20 protein-coding genes are annotated in these 17,636 nt (G+C 74.5%); 11 read left to right on the top strand and 9 right to left on the bottom strand.

What is annotated here, in order from left to right:
• Window positions 1-93: 93 nt before the first annotated feature.
• Together CO540_RS24505 and CO540_RS24510 are read left to right on the top strand one after the other, a co-directional pair.
• A complete protein-coding gene (locus CO540_RS24505; RefSeq protein WP_099163794.1) occupies window positions 94-1,122 on the top strand; it encodes an SIS domain-containing protein in 1,029 nt (342 codons plus the stop codon).
• A 25-nt stretch (window positions 1,123-1,147) separates the two neighbouring features.
• Entirely contained in the window at window positions 1,148-2,710 is a 1,563-nt protein-coding gene (locus tag CO540_RS24510) for a PAS domain-containing sensor histidine kinase (protein WP_099163795.1), read from the top strand.
• Here the strand turns inward: CO540_RS24510 and CO540_RS24515 are convergent.
• On the bottom strand, window positions 2,685-4,289 hold the full coding sequence (locus tag CO540_RS24515; RefSeq protein ID WP_371682242.1) for a glycosyltransferase family 39 protein: 1,605 nt from the start codon (window positions 4,287-4,289) through the stop codon (window positions 2,685-2,687). The genes CO540_RS24510 and CO540_RS24515 overlap by 26 nt on opposite strands.
• A 555-nt stretch (window positions 4,290-4,844) precedes the next feature.
• Between CO540_RS24515 and CO540_RS24520 the strand changes: the two genes are divergently transcribed.
• Genes CO540_RS24520 through CO540_RS24530 form a run of 4 tightly spaced genes read left to right on the top strand, consistent with a single transcriptional unit; the run spans window position 4,845 to window position 8,195 of the window.
• Window positions 4,845-6,554 (top strand): nitrite/sulfite reductase, encoded by a 1,710-nt coding sequence (locus CO540_RS24520; RefSeq protein WP_099164917.1) that lies wholly within the window; start codon window positions 4,845-4,847, stop codon window positions 6,552-6,554.
• Entirely contained in the window at window positions 6,551-6,709 is a 159-nt protein-coding gene (locus tag CO540_RS30465; RefSeq protein WP_172967928.1) for a hypothetical protein, read from the top strand. Before CO540_RS24520 ends, CO540_RS30465 begins: the two co-directional genes overlap by 4 nt.
• The gene (locus CO540_RS24525; protein WP_091570927.1) at window positions 6,706-7,464 is read left to right on the top strand and encodes a phosphoadenylyl-sulfate reductase; all 759 of its coding nucleotides are present in this window, start codon (window positions 6,706-6,708) and stop codon (window positions 7,462-7,464) included. Before CO540_RS30465 ends, CO540_RS24525 begins: the two co-directional genes overlap by 4 nt.
• The gene (locus CO540_RS24530) at window positions 7,446-8,195 is read left to right on the top strand and encodes a sirohydrochlorin chelatase (RefSeq protein WP_371682243.1); all 750 of its coding nucleotides are present in this window, start codon (window positions 7,446-7,448) and stop codon (window positions 8,193-8,195) included. The genes CO540_RS24525 and CO540_RS24530 overlap by 19 nt, the downstream gene beginning before the upstream one ends.
• Window positions 8,196-8,257: 62 nt before the next feature.
• Here CO540_RS24530 and CO540_RS24535 read toward each other — a convergent pair whose 3' ends face one another.
• Together CO540_RS24535 and CO540_RS24540 are read right to left on the bottom strand one after the other, a co-directional pair.
• Complete coding sequence (locus CO540_RS24535) at window positions 8,258-8,515, bottom strand: WhiB family transcriptional regulator (RefSeq protein ID WP_013288358.1); 258 nt, start codon at window positions 8,513-8,515, stop codon at window positions 8,258-8,260.
• Window positions 8,516-8,961: 446 nt separating this feature from the next.
• The gene (locus CO540_RS24540; protein WP_099163797.1) at window positions 8,962-9,912 is read right to left on the bottom strand and encodes a diacylglycerol kinase family protein; all 951 of its coding nucleotides are present in this window, start codon (window positions 9,910-9,912) and stop codon (window positions 8,962-8,964) included.
• 43 nt (window positions 9,913-9,955) lie between these two features.
• Between CO540_RS24540 and CO540_RS24545 the strand changes: the two genes are divergently transcribed.
• Window positions 9,956-10,357, top strand: coding sequence for a hypothetical protein (locus CO540_RS24545; RefSeq protein WP_099163798.1), 402 nt, complete (start codon window positions 9,956-9,958; stop codon window positions 10,355-10,357).
• 29 nt (window positions 10,358-10,386) lie between these two features.
• On the opposite strand, the gene CO540_RS24550 is transcribed toward CO540_RS24545, so the two are convergent.
• From CO540_RS24550 to sodN, 3 genes are read right to left on the bottom strand one after another with little or no spacing between them, the layout of a single operon-like run.
• On the bottom strand, window positions 10,387-10,794 hold the full coding sequence (locus tag CO540_RS24550; protein WP_091570942.1) for an ATP-binding protein: 408 nt from the start codon (window positions 10,792-10,794) through the stop codon (window positions 10,387-10,389).
• Between the two features lie 32 nt (window positions 10,795-10,826).
• Window positions 10,827-11,351, bottom strand: coding sequence for a GNAT family N-acetyltransferase (locus tag CO540_RS24555; RefSeq protein ID WP_099163799.1), 525 nt, complete (start codon window positions 11,349-11,351; stop codon window positions 10,827-10,829).
• Window positions 11,348-11,752: a superoxide dismutase, Ni gene (sodN, locus tag CO540_RS24560; RefSeq protein ID WP_089155059.1), complete on the bottom strand. Its 405-nt coding sequence runs from the start codon at window positions 11,750-11,752 to the stop codon at window positions 11,348-11,350. Before sodN ends, CO540_RS24555 begins: the two co-directional genes overlap by 4 nt.
• An 84-nt stretch (window positions 11,753-11,836) precedes the next feature.
• Between sodN and CO540_RS24565 the strand changes: the two genes are divergently transcribed.
• The 3 genes from CO540_RS24565 to CO540_RS24575 all read left to right on the top strand — a co-directional run bounded on the left by CO540_RS24565 (window position 11,837) and on the right by CO540_RS24575 (window position 14,555).
• Window positions 11,837-12,187: a S26 family signal peptidase gene (locus CO540_RS24565; protein ID WP_253866177.1), complete on the top strand. Its 351-nt coding sequence runs from the start codon at window positions 11,837-11,839 to the stop codon at window positions 12,185-12,187.
• 152 nt (window positions 12,188-12,339) lie between these two features.
• Window positions 12,340-13,515, top strand: a complete 1,176-nt coding sequence (locus CO540_RS24570) for an NADP-dependent malic enzyme (RefSeq protein ID WP_099163801.1) — start codon at window positions 12,340-12,342, stop codon at window positions 13,513-13,515.
• A 77-nt stretch (window positions 13,516-13,592) separates the two neighbouring features.
• Complete coding sequence (locus tag CO540_RS24575; RefSeq protein ID WP_172967929.1) at window positions 13,593-14,555, top strand: zinc-binding dehydrogenase; 963 nt, start codon at window positions 13,593-13,595, stop codon at window positions 14,553-14,555.
• Window positions 14,556-14,617: 62 nt separating this feature from the next.
• Here the strand turns inward: CO540_RS24575 and CO540_RS24580 are convergent, their stop codons facing one another.
• The 3 genes from CO540_RS24580 to CO540_RS24590 all read right to left on the bottom strand — a co-directional run bounded on the left by CO540_RS24580 (window position 14,618) and on the right by CO540_RS24590 (window position 17,185).
• Window positions 14,618-15,583 carry a chlorophyllase gene (locus tag CO540_RS24580; RefSeq protein ID WP_099163802.1) on the bottom strand — a complete coding sequence of 322 codons (966 nt, stop codon included), beginning with the start codon at window positions 15,581-15,583 and terminating at the stop codon, window positions 14,618-14,620.
• 41 nt (window positions 15,584-15,624) lie between these two features.
• On the bottom strand, window positions 15,625-16,161 hold the full coding sequence (locus CO540_RS24585) for a nucleotidyltransferase domain-containing protein (RefSeq protein WP_099163803.1): 537 nt from the start codon (window positions 16,159-16,161) through the stop codon (window positions 15,625-15,627).
• A 73-nt stretch (window positions 16,162-16,234) separates the two neighbouring features.
• Window positions 16,235-17,185 carry an alpha/beta hydrolase gene (locus tag CO540_RS24590; protein ID WP_099163804.1) on the bottom strand — a complete coding sequence of 317 codons (951 nt, stop codon included), beginning with the start codon at window positions 17,183-17,185 and terminating at the stop codon, window positions 16,235-16,237.
• A gap of 181 nt (window positions 17,186-17,366) precedes the next feature.
• On the opposite strand from CO540_RS24590, the gene CO540_RS30470 reads away from it, so the two are divergent.
• A complete protein-coding gene (locus CO540_RS30470) occupies window positions 17,367-17,540 on the top strand; it encodes a hypothetical protein (RefSeq protein ID WP_172967930.1) in 174 nt (57 codons plus the stop codon).
• The last annotated feature ends 96 nt before the right edge of the window (window positions 17,541-17,636 follow it).

Genomic DNA, 17,636 nt, shown 5'->3' on the forward strand with positions numbered 1-17,636 from the left:
GTTGCCCGCGACCGCTCAAACGTGCAAGACTGAGCATCGAACGCGCGGCAATCGCGCAGAAGGGGGTGCGGGGTGACCCGTCCAGGGGTCGGCATGGCCGCCGACATCGACGAGCAGCCGGCCGGCTACGAGCGCCTGCTCTCCACCGAGCACGCCACCGCGATCGCCGAGGTCGCGGCCGTCGTCGCGGACCGGCGGCCCCGGCACGTGGTCTTCACCGCCCGGGGCACCTCCGACCACGCCGCGCTCTACGCCGCCTACCTCACCGAGATCCGCCTCGGGCTGCCCGCCGGGCTCGCCTCGCCGAGCGCGATCACCGTCTTCGGCGCCCGGCCCGACCTTTCCGACGCGCTGGTCGTCGGCGTCAGCCAGAGCGGCGGCTCGCCCGACCTGGCCGAGGTGCTGCGGGTCGCCCGGGCCTCCGGCGCGCTCACCCTCGCCGTCACCAACAACCCCGACTCGCCGCTGGTCGAGACCGCCGAGCTGAGCGTCGACATCGCCGCCGGCCACGAGCGGGCCGTCGCCGCCACCAAGACCTACACCGCCGAGCTGCTCGCGCTGCTCATGCTGGTCGAGGGGGTACGCGCCGGCGACGGCGCGCTGCCCGCCGAGGAACGGGACGCGCTGGCCCGCCTGCCCGAGCTGGCCGCGCGCACCCTCGCCGACGACACCCCGGCCCGGCTCGCCCCGCGCTACCGGTTCGCCGCCCAGCTCGTCACCACCGGCCGGGGCTACGCGTACCCGACCGCCCGGGAGGCGGCGCTGAAGCTGATGGAGACGTCGTACCTGCCGGCGCTCGCCTTCTCCGGCGCCGACCTGCTGCACGGCCCGCTCGCCATGACCGACCCGGACGTGCCGGTGCTGGCCGTGGTCGGCTCCGGCCCCGGCGGCACGTCGATGCGCGAGGTGCTGCCCCGGCTCGGCGAGCGCCGCGCCGACGTGGTGGTGGTCGGCTCCGCCGACGTCGGGGAGACCCGGATGGCGGTGCCCGAGGTCGACGAGCGGTACGCGCCGCTGCTCGACATCCTGCCGCTGCAACGGCTCGCGCTGGCCCTGGCGCTGGCCCGTGGCGAGGACCCGGACGCACCACGCGGGTTGAAGAAGGTCACGGCGACGATGTGAGGTCCGGCGTGGCACGCTGTGGGGCGTGTCCACCCTCCGTGACCTCGCCGAGGAGCACACCGCGCTCCGTCCGGCGGACATCGACCACCTGCACCGGATCGCCGGCGACTGGCAGCTGCTGTCCGACCTCTCCTTCGCCGACCTGCTGCTCTGGGTGCCGGTGGACGGTGACGGCACCTTCCTCTGCGTGGCTCAGGTCCGCCCGACCACCGCGCCGACCGCCTACCTGGACGACCAGGTCGGCCGGATCGTCGGCGGGCCCGAGGTGGCGCACCTGGAGGTGGCCCACCGGCAGGGCCGGATCTGGCGCGAGGGCGACCCGGTCTGGTACGGCGACGTGCCCGCCCGGCACGAGGCCATCCCGGTGCGGCTGCGCACCGGTGACGGGGAGAACGGCGAGGTGATCGCCGTGGTGGGGCGCGACACCAACCTCTCCACCGCGCGCACCCCGAGCCAGCTCGAACTGAACTACCTGACCACCGCCGACGACCTGGCCCAGATGATCGCCGACGGCACGTTCCCGCCGCCCCGGCACCCGGGCGAGACCACCTCGGCGCCCCGCGTCGGCGACGGGCTGGTGCGGCTCGACGCCAACGGGAAGGTCACCTACGCCAGCCCGAACGCGCAGTCCGCGTACCGCCGGCTCGGCTTCGCCTCCCACCTGGTGGGGGAGGACCTGGCCAAGCTGCACCGCCGGCTGGCCGGCGACCCGCTCGAGGGCACCGACGCCGGCAACGCCGTGCTCGCCGCGTTGCGCGGCGAGGCGCCGCCCCGGCGGGAGATCGACGCCCGGGGCGCCACCATGCTGACCCGGGCCCTGCCGCTGATGCCCGCCGGAGTGCCGATCGGCGCGCTGGTGCTGGTCCGCGACATCACCGAGGTACGCCGCCGGGACCGCGCCCTGATCACCAAGGACGCCACCATCCGGGAGATCCACCACCGGGTGAAGAACAACCTGCAGACCGTCGCCGCGCTGCTGCGCCTCCAGGCCCGCCGGGTGGCCATGCCCGAGGCCCGGGTCGCGCTGGAGGAGTCGGTACGCCGGGTCGCCTCGATCGCGCTGGTGCACGAGACGCTCTCCATGTCCAGCGACGAGGCGGTGGAGTTCGACGGCATCGTCGACCGGGTCGCCAGCGCCGCGACCGAGGTGGCCGCCACCGAGGTGACCGTCGGCATGCGCCGCAAGGGCAGCTTCGGCGTGCTGCCCGCCGAGATCGCCACCTCGCTGGTGATGGTGCTCAACGAGCTGCTGCTCAACGCCGTGGAGCACGGCTTCCCGCCGGCCGACGAGGACGGCGCTCCCGCTGCGCCGGACGGGCCGAAGCCGGAGGTGGTGGTCTCGGTGCACCGGCTCCGCAAGGAGCTGCACGTCTCGGTCACCGACAACGGGCGCGGCCTGCCCGGGCAGTTCGACGCCGAACGGGGCGGCAACCTCGGCCTCCAGATCGTCCGGGCGCTGGTCACCGGTGAGCTGCGCGGCACCATCGAGCTGCGCAACGGCGCCGGCGGCGGCACCGAGGCGGCGCTGGTCGTCCCGCTGGCCCGGGGCACCACCGACCGCCTCACCGGGCGAGCAGGGCCACCGTGAGGCCCGGGCGCGGCCAGACCTGACGCACCGTGAAGCCGTCGCGCAGCGCCGCGCCCTTCGCGCCGGGCACCGCCGCCAGCGGGTCCGCCCGACGCCCGGTGACCACCAGCCAGACCCGGTCCACCCCGGCCAGGCACCGCGCCGGGGCCTCACACTCGGTGGCCCACAGGTCCGCGCCCTGCCGCTGGTCGCGGACCACCAGCACGTCACGGGGCAGCCGCGACCCCAGGTGGTACGCCATGCCCAGATCCGGGAACAGCCAACTGTCGCGGGGCGAGTAGACGATCGCGTCACCCGGCCGTTCGCCGGCGGCGATCACGCGGGCCGCGCCCGCGTAGTCGACGGGCGCGCCGCGCGGCCACTCGTGGGTACGGCGCAACGCCGCCTGGTCGGGCAGCCCCAGCAGCCCGGCCAGCGCCACCAGGGCCAGCGCCGCCCCGAGCCCTGCTCCGGCCGGAGCGGTCCCCGTCGGCTTCGTCCCGCTGACCGCCGCCCGGGCGGGCGTGGCCCCGGCGGGCGTGGCCCCGGTGGGCGTGGCCCCGGCCGGCGTGGCCCCGGTCGGTGTCGTCCCGGCCAGGGCCGCGCCGGCGAGCAGGCAGGCGAACGGCACGGTGAAGACCAGGTAGCGGCTCACCCAGAGCGGCACCACCGTGCCGGCCGCGAAGAGCAGCAGCACCGGCAGCAGCACGGCGGCGGCGGGCAGCAGCGCCCGCCGGCCCAGCCGGACCGCGCCGAGCGCCGCGAGGGCCAGCAGGAACCCGCCCACCACGCCGCTCTGCGCCAGCCCACCGGGCAGCGCCGCCAGGTCGGGCAGGCGGGCCGGGTCGACCCAGTCGAGCTGCCGACCGCGCTGGCCCCGGGCGACCAGCGCCAGTGGGGTGACGAGCACGACGGCCGGCACCAGCGCCAGCAGCCACCGCGCCAGCACCCGCCGGCCGGGTACCGGCGCCCCTCGGGCGTCGCGGGCCGCGCCGGCGTCGAGCCTCTCGGGCCGGGACCGGTCGGGCGGGTCGACGGCCGTCGCCGGGCCGCGTGCGGCGGTCAGCAGCACCACCACGGCGTGCACCGCGAGCAGGGTGAGCGCGATCAGGTGGACCAGGGCGAGCGCGGCGACGGCGAGCGCGTACCCGGCCCAACGCCTCCAGGTCGGCCGGCGCAGCGCGTCGACCAGCAGCAGCGTGGCGAGCACGGCGAGCAGCGTCGCGAGGGCGTACGGGCGGGCCTCCTGGCCGTAGCGCGAGGTGGCCGGCAGCACCGCGAACAGCAGCCCGGCCAGCAGCCCGGCCCGGTCGCCGACGAGGCGCGCGCCGAGCCGGGCGGTCAGCGCGGCGGCGGCGGCCATGGCCAGCGCGGAGGGCAGCCGCAACGCGGTCGGCGAGGTGCCGACCAGCGCCGTCCATCCGTGCATGAGCGCGTAGTACGGCCCGGTGGCGGCGTCGATGACGCGGGTCAGCCGGAGCAGGTCGGGCAGCGGGCGGGTGGCGGCGCTCCAGGTGGCCAGCTCGTCGCGCCACGGCTGCGCGTGTCCGATTCCGACCAGCGTGATCCCCAGCGTGAGCAGCCCCGGTACGACCCACACCGGCCGACCGAGGCGGGCTCGGGACGGCGCAGGCCCGGCGAACGCGCTCACATCCCGCAGCGTCACACGCCCGCCCACCCCCGCCACCCCGCTCCGCCGATTCCACCCCCGACCGGGCCCCCCACCCCCGGCCCCCAGCGGTCGATCATGAGGTTGACGGCACCCGCCGTTCCTTTTGCCGCCGCCAATTTCATGATCGACGATCTCGGGTGGGGTGATGCTGGTCACGGGGGGTGGGGGGTGGATGGGTGTCGATCTGGGCGGGGGCGCCCGTGATGTGGGATCACCGGGGCGGGCGGTGGTCGGTGGGACGGTGGTGTGGCAGCATGAGGCCCATGACCGCCGCTGTCGTCCGCCGCTTCGTGGCCCGTCGCCACGTCGACTACGGCCGCGTGCGCAGCGCGATCTGTCCGGCCCACTGACGACGCCCGACCCTTCCGTCTCGGGCGCGTACTCGCGCCGGCCGTCATCGACATCGCCGTCCACGGCCCTTCTCAGGGCCGGCCGCCGCGTCCGCGCTCCAGGCACCACAGCAGACCGATGGAGGACGCCGCGATGGCGGTCAGCAGCACCCCGACCCGTCCCGACAGCCCGGCGCCTGCCGCCCGTGCGCCCCGCCGGCCACGCGGCGAGGGGCAGTGGGCGCTCGGGCACCGTGAGCCGCTCAACCCCAACGAGCGGATCAAGAAGGACGACGACCCGCTCAACGTGCGGGACCGGATCGAGAACATCTACGCCCACCGGGGCTTCGCCTCGATCGACCCGCAGGACCTGCGCGGCCGGTTCCGTTGGTGGGGGCTCTACACCCAGCGCAAGGCCGGCATCGACGGCGGGCGCACCGCCGTGCTGGAGCCGCACGAGCTCGAGGACGAGTTCTTCATGCTCCGGGTCCGGGTGGACGGCGGCCAGCTCAACCTGGCCCAGCTGCGCGTGGTCGCGGACATCTCCCGCGAGTTCGCCCGGGACACCGCCGACATCACCGACCGGCAGAACATCCAGTACCACTGGATCCGGGTCGAGGACATGCCGGAGATCTGGCGCCGGCTGGAGTCGGTCGGCCTGCAGACCACCGAGGCGTGCGGCGACTGCCCCCGGATCGTGCTCGGCAGCCCGGTCGCCGGGGTGGCCCGCGACGAGCTGCTCGACCCCACGCCGGCCATCGACGAGATCGTCCGCCGGTACGTCGGCGACAAGGCGTTCTCCAACCTGCCGCGCAAGTTCAAGACCTCGATCTCCTGGCTGGTCGACACCCCGTACGAGGCGAACGACATCGCGCTCCTCGGCGTCGACCACCCCGAGCACGGCCCCGGCTTCGACGTCTGGGTCGGCGGCGGGCTCTCCACCAACCCGATGCTGGCCAAGCGGCTCGGCGTCTGGGTGCCGCTGCACGAGGTGCCGGACGTGTGGGCGGGCGTGGTCGGCATCTTCCGCGACTACGGCTACCGGCGGCTGCGCAACCGGGCCCGACTGAAGTTCCTGGTCGCCGACTGGGGCGTGGAGCGCTTCCGCGAGGTGCTGGAGAAGGAATACCTGGGCCGCGCGCTGCTCGACGGCCCGGCCGCGGAGCTGCCGGCGAAGCCGGTCGACCACATCGGCGTGCACCCGCAGCGCGACGGCGCCAACTACGTGGGCGCGGCGCCCGTGGTGGGCCGGGTCTCCGGCACCCAGCTGGCGCAGCTCGCCGACGTGGTCGAGGCGCACGGCAGTGACCGGGTACGGCTCACCCCGTACCAGAAGTTGCTGGTGCTGGACGTGGCGCCGGAGCGGACCGAGTCCCTGGTGGCGGCGCTGCGTGGGATCGGCCTGGAGGCCCGGCCGTCGGCCTGGCGGCGCGGCACCATGGCCTGCACCGGCATCGAGTTCTGCAAGCTGGCCATCGTGGAGACCAAGCGGCGCGGCGAGGAGCTGGTGGCCCGGCTGGAGGAGCGGCTGCGCGACTTCGACGCGGACATCTCCATCCACCTCAACGGCTGCCCGAACGCCTGCGCCCGCACCCAGGTCGCGGACATCGGGCTCAAGGGCCAGCTCGTGGTCGGCCCGGACGGCCGGCAGGTCGAGGGCTTCCAGGTGCACCTCGGCGGCGGCCTCGGCATGGCCGCCGGCCAGACCGCCGGTTTCGGCCGCAAGCTGCGCGGCCTGAAGACCACCGCCGACGACCTTCCGGAGTACGTGGAACGGCTGGCCCGCCGCTACCTGGCCGGCCGGACCGAGGGCGAGACCTTCGCCCGCTGGGTGATCAGAGTCGACGAGGAGGAGCTCCGATGAGTGATGCCCGATCCGCGCCTCTCTACTGCCCCTACTGCGGGGAGGAGGACCTGCGACCGCACGAGGCCGGGCACGGCGCCTGGGAGTGCCACGCCTGCGCGCGGGTCTTCTCGGTGAGGTTCACCGGTCTGCTGGGCCGGGCGGTGACCCGGTGAGCGGCCTGGTCTCCGCCGCGGGCCTGGGCCTGGTCGGCGCGGGCGGTGCGGCCGACCCGGCCCGGCGCGACCCGGAGGAGCTGCGTCTGCTGGCCGAGGAGGCCGGGCGGGAGCTGGCGGACGCGCCCGCGCTGGAGATCGCCCGCTGGGCGGTGGAGACGTTCGGCGAGCGGTTCTGCGTGACCAGCTCGATGGCCGACGGTGTGCTGGCGCATCTGGTCTCGCGGGTCGCCCCCGGCGTGGACGTGGTGTTCCTGGACACCGGGCTGCACTTCCCGGAGACGCTGCGGGTCCGCGACGAGGTGGCCCGGCGGATGCCGGTGCGGGTCCGCTCGATCCGGCCCCGGATGACCGTCGGGCAGCAGGACGGCCAGTACGGCCCGCGCCTGTTCAACCGGTCCCCGGACGACTGCTGCCAGTTGCGCAAGGTGGAACCGCTGGAGCGGGCGCTCGCCGGGTACGACGCCTGGGCCGCCGGGCTGCGCCGGGACGAGTCGCCGACCCGCGCGAACACGCCGGTGGTCGGGTTCGACCCGCGTCGCGGCAAGGTCAAGGTGAACCCGATCGCCGCCTGGACGCAGCGCGAGGTGGACGCGTACGTGGCCCGCCACGACATCCCGGTCAACGAGCTGTTCGCCCGGGGCTACGGCTCGATCGGCTGCTGGCCGTGCACCCGCCGGACGAAGGCGGGGGAGGACCCCCGGGCCGGCCGGTGGGCGATGTTCGAGAAGACCGAGTGCGGGCTGCACACCTGACGGCCGCGCCACCGGTGGTGCTGGTGGCGCACGGCAGCCGCGATCCCCGGGCGGCCGAGGCCACCCGGGCGTTGGCCCGGGCGGTGGCGGTCGCGTGTCCCGGCCGCCCGGTGCTGCCGAGCTGGCTCGACCACACCGACCCCGGTCCGACCGAGGTGCTGCGGGGACTGGCCGCCGACGGGCACTCCCGGGTGGTGCTGGTGCCGCTGCTGCTCACCGCCGCGTACCACCGGAAGGTGGACATCCCGGCGGCGGTGGCGGCGGCCGGCGCGGACCTCGACGTGCGGGTGACCGACGTGCTGGGGCCGACCGGCGGCACGGTGGACGGCCGGCTGCTGGCCGGGCTGCGACGCCGGCTGGCCGAGGCCGCCGGGGACGACCCGGGCGACCTGGACGCGGTGGTGCTGGCCGCGGCCGGGACCCGGGACCCGGCCGCGCGGGCGTCGGTGGGTCGGGTCGCCGCGGCGCTCGGCGCCGGCCTGGGCGTGCCCTGCCGTGTCTCCTACGCCTCGGCGGCGCCCCCGGAGGTCGGCGACGCGGTGGCACGGCTGCGCGCGGCGGGGGCCGGTCGGGTCGCGGTGGCGGCCTACTTCCTGGCCCCGGGCCGGTTCCACGACGGGGTACGCGCGGCGGCCCGCTCGGCCGGGGCGGTGGCGGTCGCCGACCCGCTCACCGATCTGCCGGAACTCGCCGACCTGGTGCGTCGGCGGGTGGACGCGGCGGCGCGTTGAGCGCCCGGGGACAGCAGAACGCCCCGGCCGGAATCCCGGCCGGGGCGTCTCGCGTGTGCGGGTCAGGCGGAGTGAGCGCGCAGCACCCGGAGACCGCCGCGGCGCTTCACCGCGCGGCGCTCCTCCTCGCTCATCCCACCCCAGACGCCGGCGTCCTGACCGGACTCCAGCGCCCACTGCAGGCACTGGTCGGTCACGGGGCAGCGCCGGCAGACGGCCTTCGCCTGCTCCACCTGCAGGAGAGCCGGACCGGACGTCCCGATCGGGAAGAACAGCTCCGGGTCCTCGTCGCGGCAGACCGAATCGTGGCGCCAGTCCATGGCGGCAACACTCCTCATTCTTAGTGGATGGCCAGATAACGCTTCGTTGCTATTCCTATATGCATCCGCATTGCCGATAGGTGACGGTCAGCATCCATCAATTCGGCGCTGCGTGAGCAGGCTGCGGGCCCCTGGACCTGCTGGAACAGCTCAACCTGCCGAGCATATCCAGGCAATGTCCCGGTAACACGAGTTCGCTTGTGAATACTTTCACGAACTACAGCGATGTCAAGGGTGACGCTCGGAAAAACTCCGAACAGTGAGCGGGCTCACCACCCATTTGTCCGGGTTTCCGAAGTCTCTCGTTACCCGGCGTGCCACAGTCGAGGATCAATATAGTACGGTCTGCGTGACGTTGCTGACATTTCCGGCACCCTTCCTCGGCGTGGCGGCCACCGCACCCGCGCGGCGGGGGGTCCGCGTCAACCGACTGGGATACCCGAGACCTAGCAGATTACTCTGAGTGCGGCCGGCACGGAGGTAAATCTGACTTTTTCCCGCTCGCCGAGGTAGTCGCCGTCCAGTTGGAACGGCAGCGGACGCGCCGCGAGCAGGGTGAACTCCGCCACGTCGTGCAGCCGGAGCACCTGCTTGCCGTGCGGATCGGGCTTCCGGGAGAAGAACTGGGTCACCGTCCGTGCGGTGCTGGCCACCTTGAGCTGCCGGATGGCGAGCACGTCCAGCCCGAGGTCGAACGACGCCTCCGGATTCGGGTTGATCTCCCGGTCGCCGAGGTACGTCCACGGCGCGGTGTTCTGGATGATGGCGGTGGCCAACTCCGTGGCCGGCGCCTCACCCGGCCGCTCCAGCGTGATCGGCGGATGCCGACGGTCCGAGCCGACGAAGTACTGGCTCGCGGTGGACCGGAAGTAGAGCGCCGGGGTGGAGACCCGACCCCGCTTGCGGGCCTGCTCCACCCGGCGGATGACCGCCGCGTCGAGCCCGAAGCCGGCGCAGAACGTGAAGTAGCGGTCGTCCGCCCGACCCAGCCCGATGGTGCGGGACCGGCCCAGCCGCAACCCCTCCAGGATCATGCTGGTGCCGTCCGGCCACTCGCGGGGCAACCCGAGGGCGCGGGCGAAGACGTTGGTCGAGCCGCCGGGCACGGTCGCCAGCGCCGGCAACCGCTCGGCCGAGGTCTGCCCGGTGCGGAACGTCGGCGGCTCGGCCGCCATCAACCCGTTGACCACCTCGTTGACCGTGCCGTCGCCACCGAGCGTGACCACCAGGTCGACGCCCTCCTGGGCGGCCTCCCGGGCCAGATCCATGGCGTGGCCCCGTCGGCGGGTGTACCGCACCGACAGGTCGACTTCACTGCGCAGCGCCCGGACGAGCACGTCCCGGCTGCGTTCGCTGGTGGTGGTGGCCTTCGGATTGACCACCAGGACGGCCCGCATGGGCGGCACTGTACCGCGACTACCCACCGGTATCGTGGCGCCCGTGACGATCGACTCCGACCCGACCCCCGGCCCGCTCCGCGCGGCGGTGCTCCTGCTGCGCGCCGAGGCGGTGGCGCTCGGGCTGGTCGCGGCGTGGCTGATCTGGTCCGACCTCACCGCACGGACCACCGATCTGGCCTCGGCGCTGCTCGTGACCGCGTTCGCCGTCGGCGGCGCGGTCGCGCTCTGGGCTCTCGGCGGGGCGCTGTCGCGTCGGCGGGCCGGCGCCCGCGCGCCGGCCATCGTGCTCCAGCTCATGCTGCTGCCGGTCGGCTGGTTCATGATCGAGGGCGGCCTGGGCTGGCTCGGGCTGCCGCTCATCGCGCTCGGGCTCGGCATGGTGGGTCTGCTGGTGAGCGGCCCGACCAACCGGGCGCTCGGTTTCGGCGACCCGACCCCCTGACGGCCGCCCCTGCGGCAGCTCCCGGTGGGTCAGTAGCCGCGGGCGCGACGGGTCAGCAGCGAGATGGTGGCCCGGCCGTCGGCAGCGTGAGCGCCGGCCGAGGTGGTCAACGCGGTGAGCACCTTCCAGGCGAAGGACGACTCGGACGGGAGCGTGGCCCCTCGCACGGTCGGCACGGTCACCTCGACGGTCAGCGCGTCCTCGGTGACCGCGAAGCGGCACTCCAACTCGGCGTCCCGGGTCGCGATGGCGAGCAGCATGGCGCACGCCTCGTCGACGGCGATGCGCAAGTCCTCGATCTCGTCGAGGGCGAACTGGAGCCGGGCCGCGAGGCCGGCCGTCGCGGTGCGGAGCACGCCGAGGTAACCACCGTCGGCGGGCACGGTGAGGTGCACGACGTCGTCGTCCGTCGTCGGCTGCCCGGTCAGTTGAGTCACGCCTCATCCCCCCGGTGCGGGACTCTACCCGGTCAGGCGGCCGGGTGGGTGGGTGCGGGCGTCGACTGCGCGGCGAGCTCGCGCAACGCGGGTCCGGTGAGCCGGTACGGGGTCCACTCGTCCATCGGCGTGGCCCCGATCGAGGCGTAGAAGCGGGCCGCCGGGTTCCAGTGCAGCATCCACCAGTCGAGGCGCTCGTAGCCGCGCTCGACGCAGATCCCGGCGAGGGTGGCCAGCAGCATCCGACCCGCGCCGGTGCCCCGGGCCGCCGGCCGGACGTAGAGATCCTCCAGGTAGATGCCGTGCACGCCGGCCCAGGTGGAGAAGTTGAGGAACCAGAGGGCGAAGCCCACCGGCTCGTCGGCCGCGTCCACCGCGACGTGGCCGAAGAGCGCCGGAGCGGCCGGGAAGAGCGCCGCGTGGAGCTGTTCGGCGGTCAGGTGGCACTGCTCCGGGGCGCGCTCGTACTCGGCGAGTTCGTGCACCATGGCGACGACGGCCGGTACGTCCTCGGGACGTACCGGCCGGATCGTCGGTGCCGCGACGGGCGACGTCACGCCTGCTTGGTCTCCCAGAAGATCTTCGAGATCTCGTCGATCTTCGAGAGCAGCTCGTCGGCCTTGGCCGGGTCGGTGCCACCCTTGGCGCCGGCCGCGCCGGCCAGCTTGGTGGCCTCGTTGAAGAGCTGGTGCAGGTGCGGGTACTTCTCGAAGTGCTGCGGCTTGAAGTAGTCGGTCCAGAGCACCCACAGGTGGTGCTTGACCAGGTCCGCCCGCTGCTCCTTGATCAGGATGGCGCGGGTGCGGAACTCCGGGTCGGTGTTGGCCTGGTACTTCTCGCAGATCATTTTGACCGACTCGGCCTCGATCCGGGCCTGCGCCGGGTCGTAGACGCCGCACGGCAGGTCACAGTGGGCACTGGCGGTCACACGGGGCGTGAGGATGCGGGGAAGGCGCATCAGGGTCCTCCATGGGATGTTTGCGATGATCCAAGACGACACTACTCCTGGAGATGCTTTCCAGCGGGCGGGAGGTGAAACCCGGTGCCAGGTGTGGACGAACACGCCGTGCCCGCGCTGCGCGGCCCGCTGGTGCCGGTCCTGGTCACCGGCCCGTCCATGTCGCCCACGCTGCGCCACGGCGACGCGGTGCTGGTCCGCACCGGTGGCCGGCCGGTCCGCCCCGGCGATGTGGTGGTCGCCGTCTTCCGCACCCGCCCCGACCTGCTGGTGGTCAAGCGCGCGGTCGAACCGCGCGCCGGCGGCTGGTGGCTGCGCGGCGACAACGACCTGGTCGCCGACGACTCCCGGGCCTACGGCGTGGCCGACGTCCGCGGGCGGGTGGTGGCCCGCTGGTGGCCGCGTCCGGCCCGGATCAGGGGCCGGCAGGGGTAGCGGCGGATATGACCCCGCTCACATCCTGGGAGCCGGTGCGTGACTATGCTCGGAAAGTGCCCGGGTGACCCCCGCACCGCCGCCCCGCCGGTCGCTGACCACCGCTGACCACGCCGGCCGGTCCGTCTGCATCGACAGATCCTGGAGTCACCATGTCTTCGTCCACCCCGGACCCCGCTGATCCCGTCTTCCGGCTGCACGTCGGCGGCAAGATGGCCGTCACCTCGACGGTGCCGCTGACCAGTCGGGAGGACCTCTCCCTCGCGTACACCCCGGGTGTGGCCCGGGTGTGTGAGGCGATCGCCGCCGACCCCGACCTCGCCGACACCTACACCTGGGTGTCGCACACCGTCGCGGTGGTCACCGACGGCTCCGCCGTGCTCGGTCTGGGCAACATCGGCCCGCGCGCCGCGCTGCCCGTGATGGAGGGCAAGGCGGTGCTGTTCAAGCAGTTCGGCGGCGTGGACGCGGTGCCGGTCTGCCTGGACACCCAGGACGTGGACGAGATCGTCGCGGCGGTCCGGGCGATCGCGCCCTCGTTCGGCGGGATCAACCTGGAGGACATCAGCGCCCCCCGTTGCTTCGAGGTGGAGCGCCGGCTGGACGAGGCGCTGGACATCCCCGTCTTCCACGACGACCAGCACGGCACCGCGATCGTCGTGCTGGCCGCGCTGCGCAACGCGGCGACGCTGCTCAACCGCAAGCTCGGCGACCTACGGGTCGCGGTCAGCGGCGCCGGGGCGGCCGGGGTGGCGGTGACGAAGATGCTGATCGCCGGCGGCGTCGACCCGGCGCGGGTGGTGGTCTGCGACTCCCGCGGCATCATCGGCCGGCACCGCGAGCTGACCGGCACCAAGGCCGAGCTGGCCGACCTCACCAACGCCGAGGGCCGCCAGGGTGACGTCACCGAGGCGCTGCGCGGCGCGGACGTGCTGGTCGGCGTCTCCGGCGGCCAGATCCCCGAGGCGGCGGTGGCCGGCATGGCCCCCGGCGGCATCGTGTTCGCGCTGGCCAACCCCACCCCGGAGGTGCACCCCGAGGTGGCCGCCCGGCACGTGGCGGTGGTCGCCACCGGGCGCAGCGACTACCCGAACCAGATCAACAACGTGCTCGCCTTCCCGGGCGTGTTCCGGGGCGCGCTGGACGCCGGCGCCACCCGGATCACCGACGCGATGAAGGTGGCCGCCGCCGACGCCATCGCGGGCGTGGTCGCCGAGTCGCTGACCGCGGACGCGATCGTGCCGTCCCCGCTCGACCCGCGGGTCGCCCCGGCGGTCGCCGACGCGGTGGCCGAGGCCGCCCGGCGCGACGGCGTCGCCCGCCGCTGAGGGTGTAAGGAGGGGCACCTTCTTAACGCCTCCGGTAGAGGAAGGGCCCCTTCTTAACGGCCGCTCAGCTTGTTACCGTGCCGATCATGCGTGCCGCCTATGCCTCGGCCTTCGACGCCGACAACCCGCTCGCCGCGCTCACCGTCGGCGACCGTCCCGAGCCGACCCACCCGCAGGACGACTGGGTCACCGTGCGGGTGCGGGCCAGCTCGCTCAACCACCACGACCTCTGGTCGCTGCGCGGCGTGGGGCTGACCGCCGACCAGCTCCCGATGATCCTCGGCTGTGACGCGGTCGGCACCGACCCGGACGGCAACGAGGTGGTCATCTACCCGGTGGTGCCCACCCCGGGCGACCCGCGCGGGGTCTCCATCCTCTCCGAGCACTACCAGGGCACCTTCGCCGAGCTGGTCGCCGTACCCCGGATGAACCTGCTGCCGCTGCCCGACGGCCTGTCGGCGACCGACGCGGCGTGCCTGCCCACGGCCTGGCTCACCGCCTGGCGGATGCTCACCACCAAGGGCCGGGTCGCCGACGGCGAGTCGGTGCTGGTCCAGGGCGCCGGCGGTGGCGTCGCCACCGCGGCGGTCGCGCTCGGCGTCGCGCTCGGCAAGCGGGTGTACGCGACCAGCCGCGACGCCGCCAAGCGGGAGCGCATCACCGAGCTGGGGGCGACCGCGCTGGAGCCCGGTGCCCGCCTGCCCGAGCGGGTCGACGTGGTGATCGAGACGGTCGGCGCGGCCACCTTCGACCACTCGCTGAAGTCGGCCGCCCCGATGGCCCGGATCGTGGTCTCCGGCGCGACCGCCGGCCACGAGCCCGCCGTCAACCTGCGCCGGGTCTTCGCCATGCAGCTGGAGATCCTCGGCACCTCGATGGGCACCCCGGACGAGCTGGCCGAACTGCTCGCGTTCTGCGCCGAGCACGAGGTCCGCCCGGTGGTGGACCGGGTGGTGCCGTTCAGCGGGATCGCCGAGGCGTTCGCCCGGCTGCACTCCGGCGAGGTCTTCGGCAAGGTCGTCATCGACCACACCGCCTGAGACGGATGGCGTGTTAAGAGGGGGCCCCTTCTCTACCGGAGGCGTTAAGAAGGGGCCCTTCCTTACAGGCGGTCGTCGAGGGTGGCCAGGCCGCCCCTGGCGGCGTCGGCGGGGAGGCGCTTCTTCGCCGCCGGGTCGCCGTAGAGCGTCCAGCGCAGGAACTCGACGGTGGTGTCGGCGACCACGCCCAGCGCCCTGCCGTCACCCAGCAACGCCCGACCGTGGTCGCCCTTCGGCAGGCTGAGCATCGCCTTGGGCCACGGCACCGCGTCGTAGACGGCCCGGCCGGCCGCGTACGACACCACCTCGTCGGCCTCGCCGTGCACGAACAGTTGCGGCGCGGCGGCCCCGGCGAACGCGGTGCCGACGCCGAGCGCCGTGCCGGCGAAGACGATGCCGGCGTCGAGCCGCTCGTCCCGCCCGGCGGTGAACAACCCGATGGTGGTCACCCCGCCGGCGCTGTGCCCGGTCGCGGCGACCCGCTCCGGATCCAGCCGGCCGCGCAGCCGGTCGCCCGCCTTCTCGCCGAGGGCGAGCACCCGGGTCAGCACGTACGACACGTCGGCCGGCTGGTTGAGCACGTCCAGCGGGTTGCCGTCGCCACCCCGGCCGGTGTGCGGGAAGCGCGGCGCGGCGACCACGAAACCGGCCGCCGCCCAGCGCGTGAGCAGTACCTGGTAGTCCTCCGGCCGGGCGCCGAGGCCGTGACTGAACAGCACCACCGGGAACCGCCCGTCCGCCGCCGGCGCGGACCGCTCGGCCGCGCCACCGGCCGCGCCCTCCGCCGGGTACCAGAGCGTCACCGGCAGCGGCCGGTCGCCGTCGCGGTTCAGCTTCACCTGGCGTACGCCGACCGCGAAGCTCTTCGTGGGCGCCTTCCCGGCGGGTACGCGCGGCGTGGGCGCCGTGGTCGTCGGCGGGGTGTCGGGTGCGGGCCGCCCGGTCGGGGCGGTCGGCTCGGAACAGCCGGTCAGGCCGGCGCCGAACAGGGCGGCGGCGGTGGCCAGGGCGACGGGACGACGACGCATGAACTCGATTGTGCCTCGCGATCGGGGGCGACCCGGGCGGGTCAGCGCACCGAGGGCCCGCCGCCGGTCGACGCCCGGAGGCGGGCCAGGTCGGCGGCGTCCTTGGCGCGGCGCGGCCGGTCGGGCATCCAGACCGGGAACATCTCCTTGAACTCGATCTGCGCGGCCACGCTGATCACCGGCGCGGTGAGCGGACCGATCCGGCCGGACGGGCCGCCCAGCATCCCTTCCGGCAGGGGAGTGCCCGCCCACGGGCCGGCCCCGACCACCACCCGTCCCACCTCGTCCCGGTCCAGGTACGCGAAGCTCAGCTCGACGTCACCCCGGAGCACGTCGAGCTGCGTCGCCGCCGGCATCCGCGGGTCGGGCCGCCAGCCGAGCGCGCCCAGCCGGGCGGACAGTCCCGCGGCGTCCCGGCGCCAGCAGTACCAGTCGACGTCGACGTGCGGGCGGCTCACCGCGCCGAGGTGGAAGTCCATCGCCCAGCCACCCCGCAGCCACACCTCGATCCCGGCCGCCCCGGCCAGCTCGACCACCTCCCGAATCGCGTCCAGTTGCCGCCCGGCCACCCCGTCCACGCCCGCACCCTAACCGTCGATCATGAGGTGGGCGGGTCCGGTGTCCGGTTTGTCGCCGTCAACTTCATGATCGTCAGGTGGGGAGGGAGCGGGTGGTGAAGGTGGTCAGGGCGGGGGCGGTGGCGTCGGCGGGGAGGCGGCGCAGGGCGGCCCGGTCGGCGTAGAGCGTCCAGCGCAGGAAGTCGGTGGTGGTGGCGAGCACCTGGGGGAAGCCGGGTCGGTTGGGGTTCAGGTACTCGCCGTGGCCCTGACCGGGCAGGCTCAGGAACGCGGCCGGCCCGAGACAGCGGGCGTACGCGGCCCGGCCGATCGACTCCGGCACGACGCGATCGGCACCGCCGTGCACGAACAGCATCGGCGCGAGCGGCCGGGCGACGCCGGCGACCGGCCGGCCACCGGCGATCACGATCCCGGCCCGTACCGGGAACGGCTGTCCGGCGGCGAACATGCCGAGCGTGGTGTGACCGCCGGCGGAGTGCCCGGCGGCGGCGAACCGGTCCACGGCCAGGTGCGCGCCGAGCGGGTCACCGGGGCGGGCGCCCAGGCGGACCAGGTGACGGACCAGCCGCCAGGCGTCGGCCGGCTGGTTGCGGACGTCGTCGCGGGTGAAGCTCCGGGCGCGCAGGTTGGTGCGGGGGTAGGTGGGCGCCGCCACCACGAAACCGGCGGCGGCCCAGCGGGTGGTCAGCTGCGCGTGCAGCGCGGGCAGGCTGCGCAGGCCGTGACTGAACACGACCACCGGGAACCGCCCGACGGCCACCCGGGCCCCCGCCCGGACACCCGGCGCGGCGGGAGGGGCGGTGACCGGGCCGGGGGAGGCGGACGGCTCCACCGGGTACCAGACGGTGACCGGCAGGGGACGGACGCCGCCCGGGTCGACGGTGAACTGCCGCATCCCCACCGCGTACGGGCGCTTCGGCGCGGCCCGGACGCCGGCCGGGACCGGACCGGTGGTGGCGACGGCCGACCCGCAGCCGGCCAGCAGCGCCGTCATCAGCACGGCCACCAGCCGCTGCCCCGTCATGCCTGCACGGTAGGCAGCCGAGCGGCCCGGCCGCGCCCGCCGTCCGGGCCGGCTGCCTCCGCCACCCGGCCGGGCCGTGCCTCCACCGCCCGGGCGGGTTTGCGCGCGCCGGCCGCCCGGGTCCGTCGACGCCGGCACGGCGGGGCACGCGGGAACGGCGGGCTTCGCTAGGGTCACCGGCATGGCTGAGAACTACACCGACCCGAGCGGCAACACCGCGCAGTTCCGCGCCTTCGTGGACGCGCCCGAACCGGCCGCCGCCGCGGCCGCGCCGTCCCGGTTGCCGCTCATCGCCGGCCTCGCCGTCGCCGCCGTGGTGGTCGTCGCGCTCGTCGCCTGGCTCGCCCTGGGCTGACCGGGCGAGCCGGCTCCCGGCGTGCTCGTCCTGGGCCGGCGCTCCCGCTCCCGCCCCAGTTCCGCCGGGCATGATCAACACCAGTTCGGCGAGGTT

This window comes from Micromonospora sp. WMMA2032 (genome assembly GCF_002688545.1).
GTDB classification, from domain to species: domain Bacteria; phylum Actinomycetota; class Actinomycetes; order Mycobacteriales; family Micromonosporaceae; genus Micromonospora; species Micromonospora sediminicola.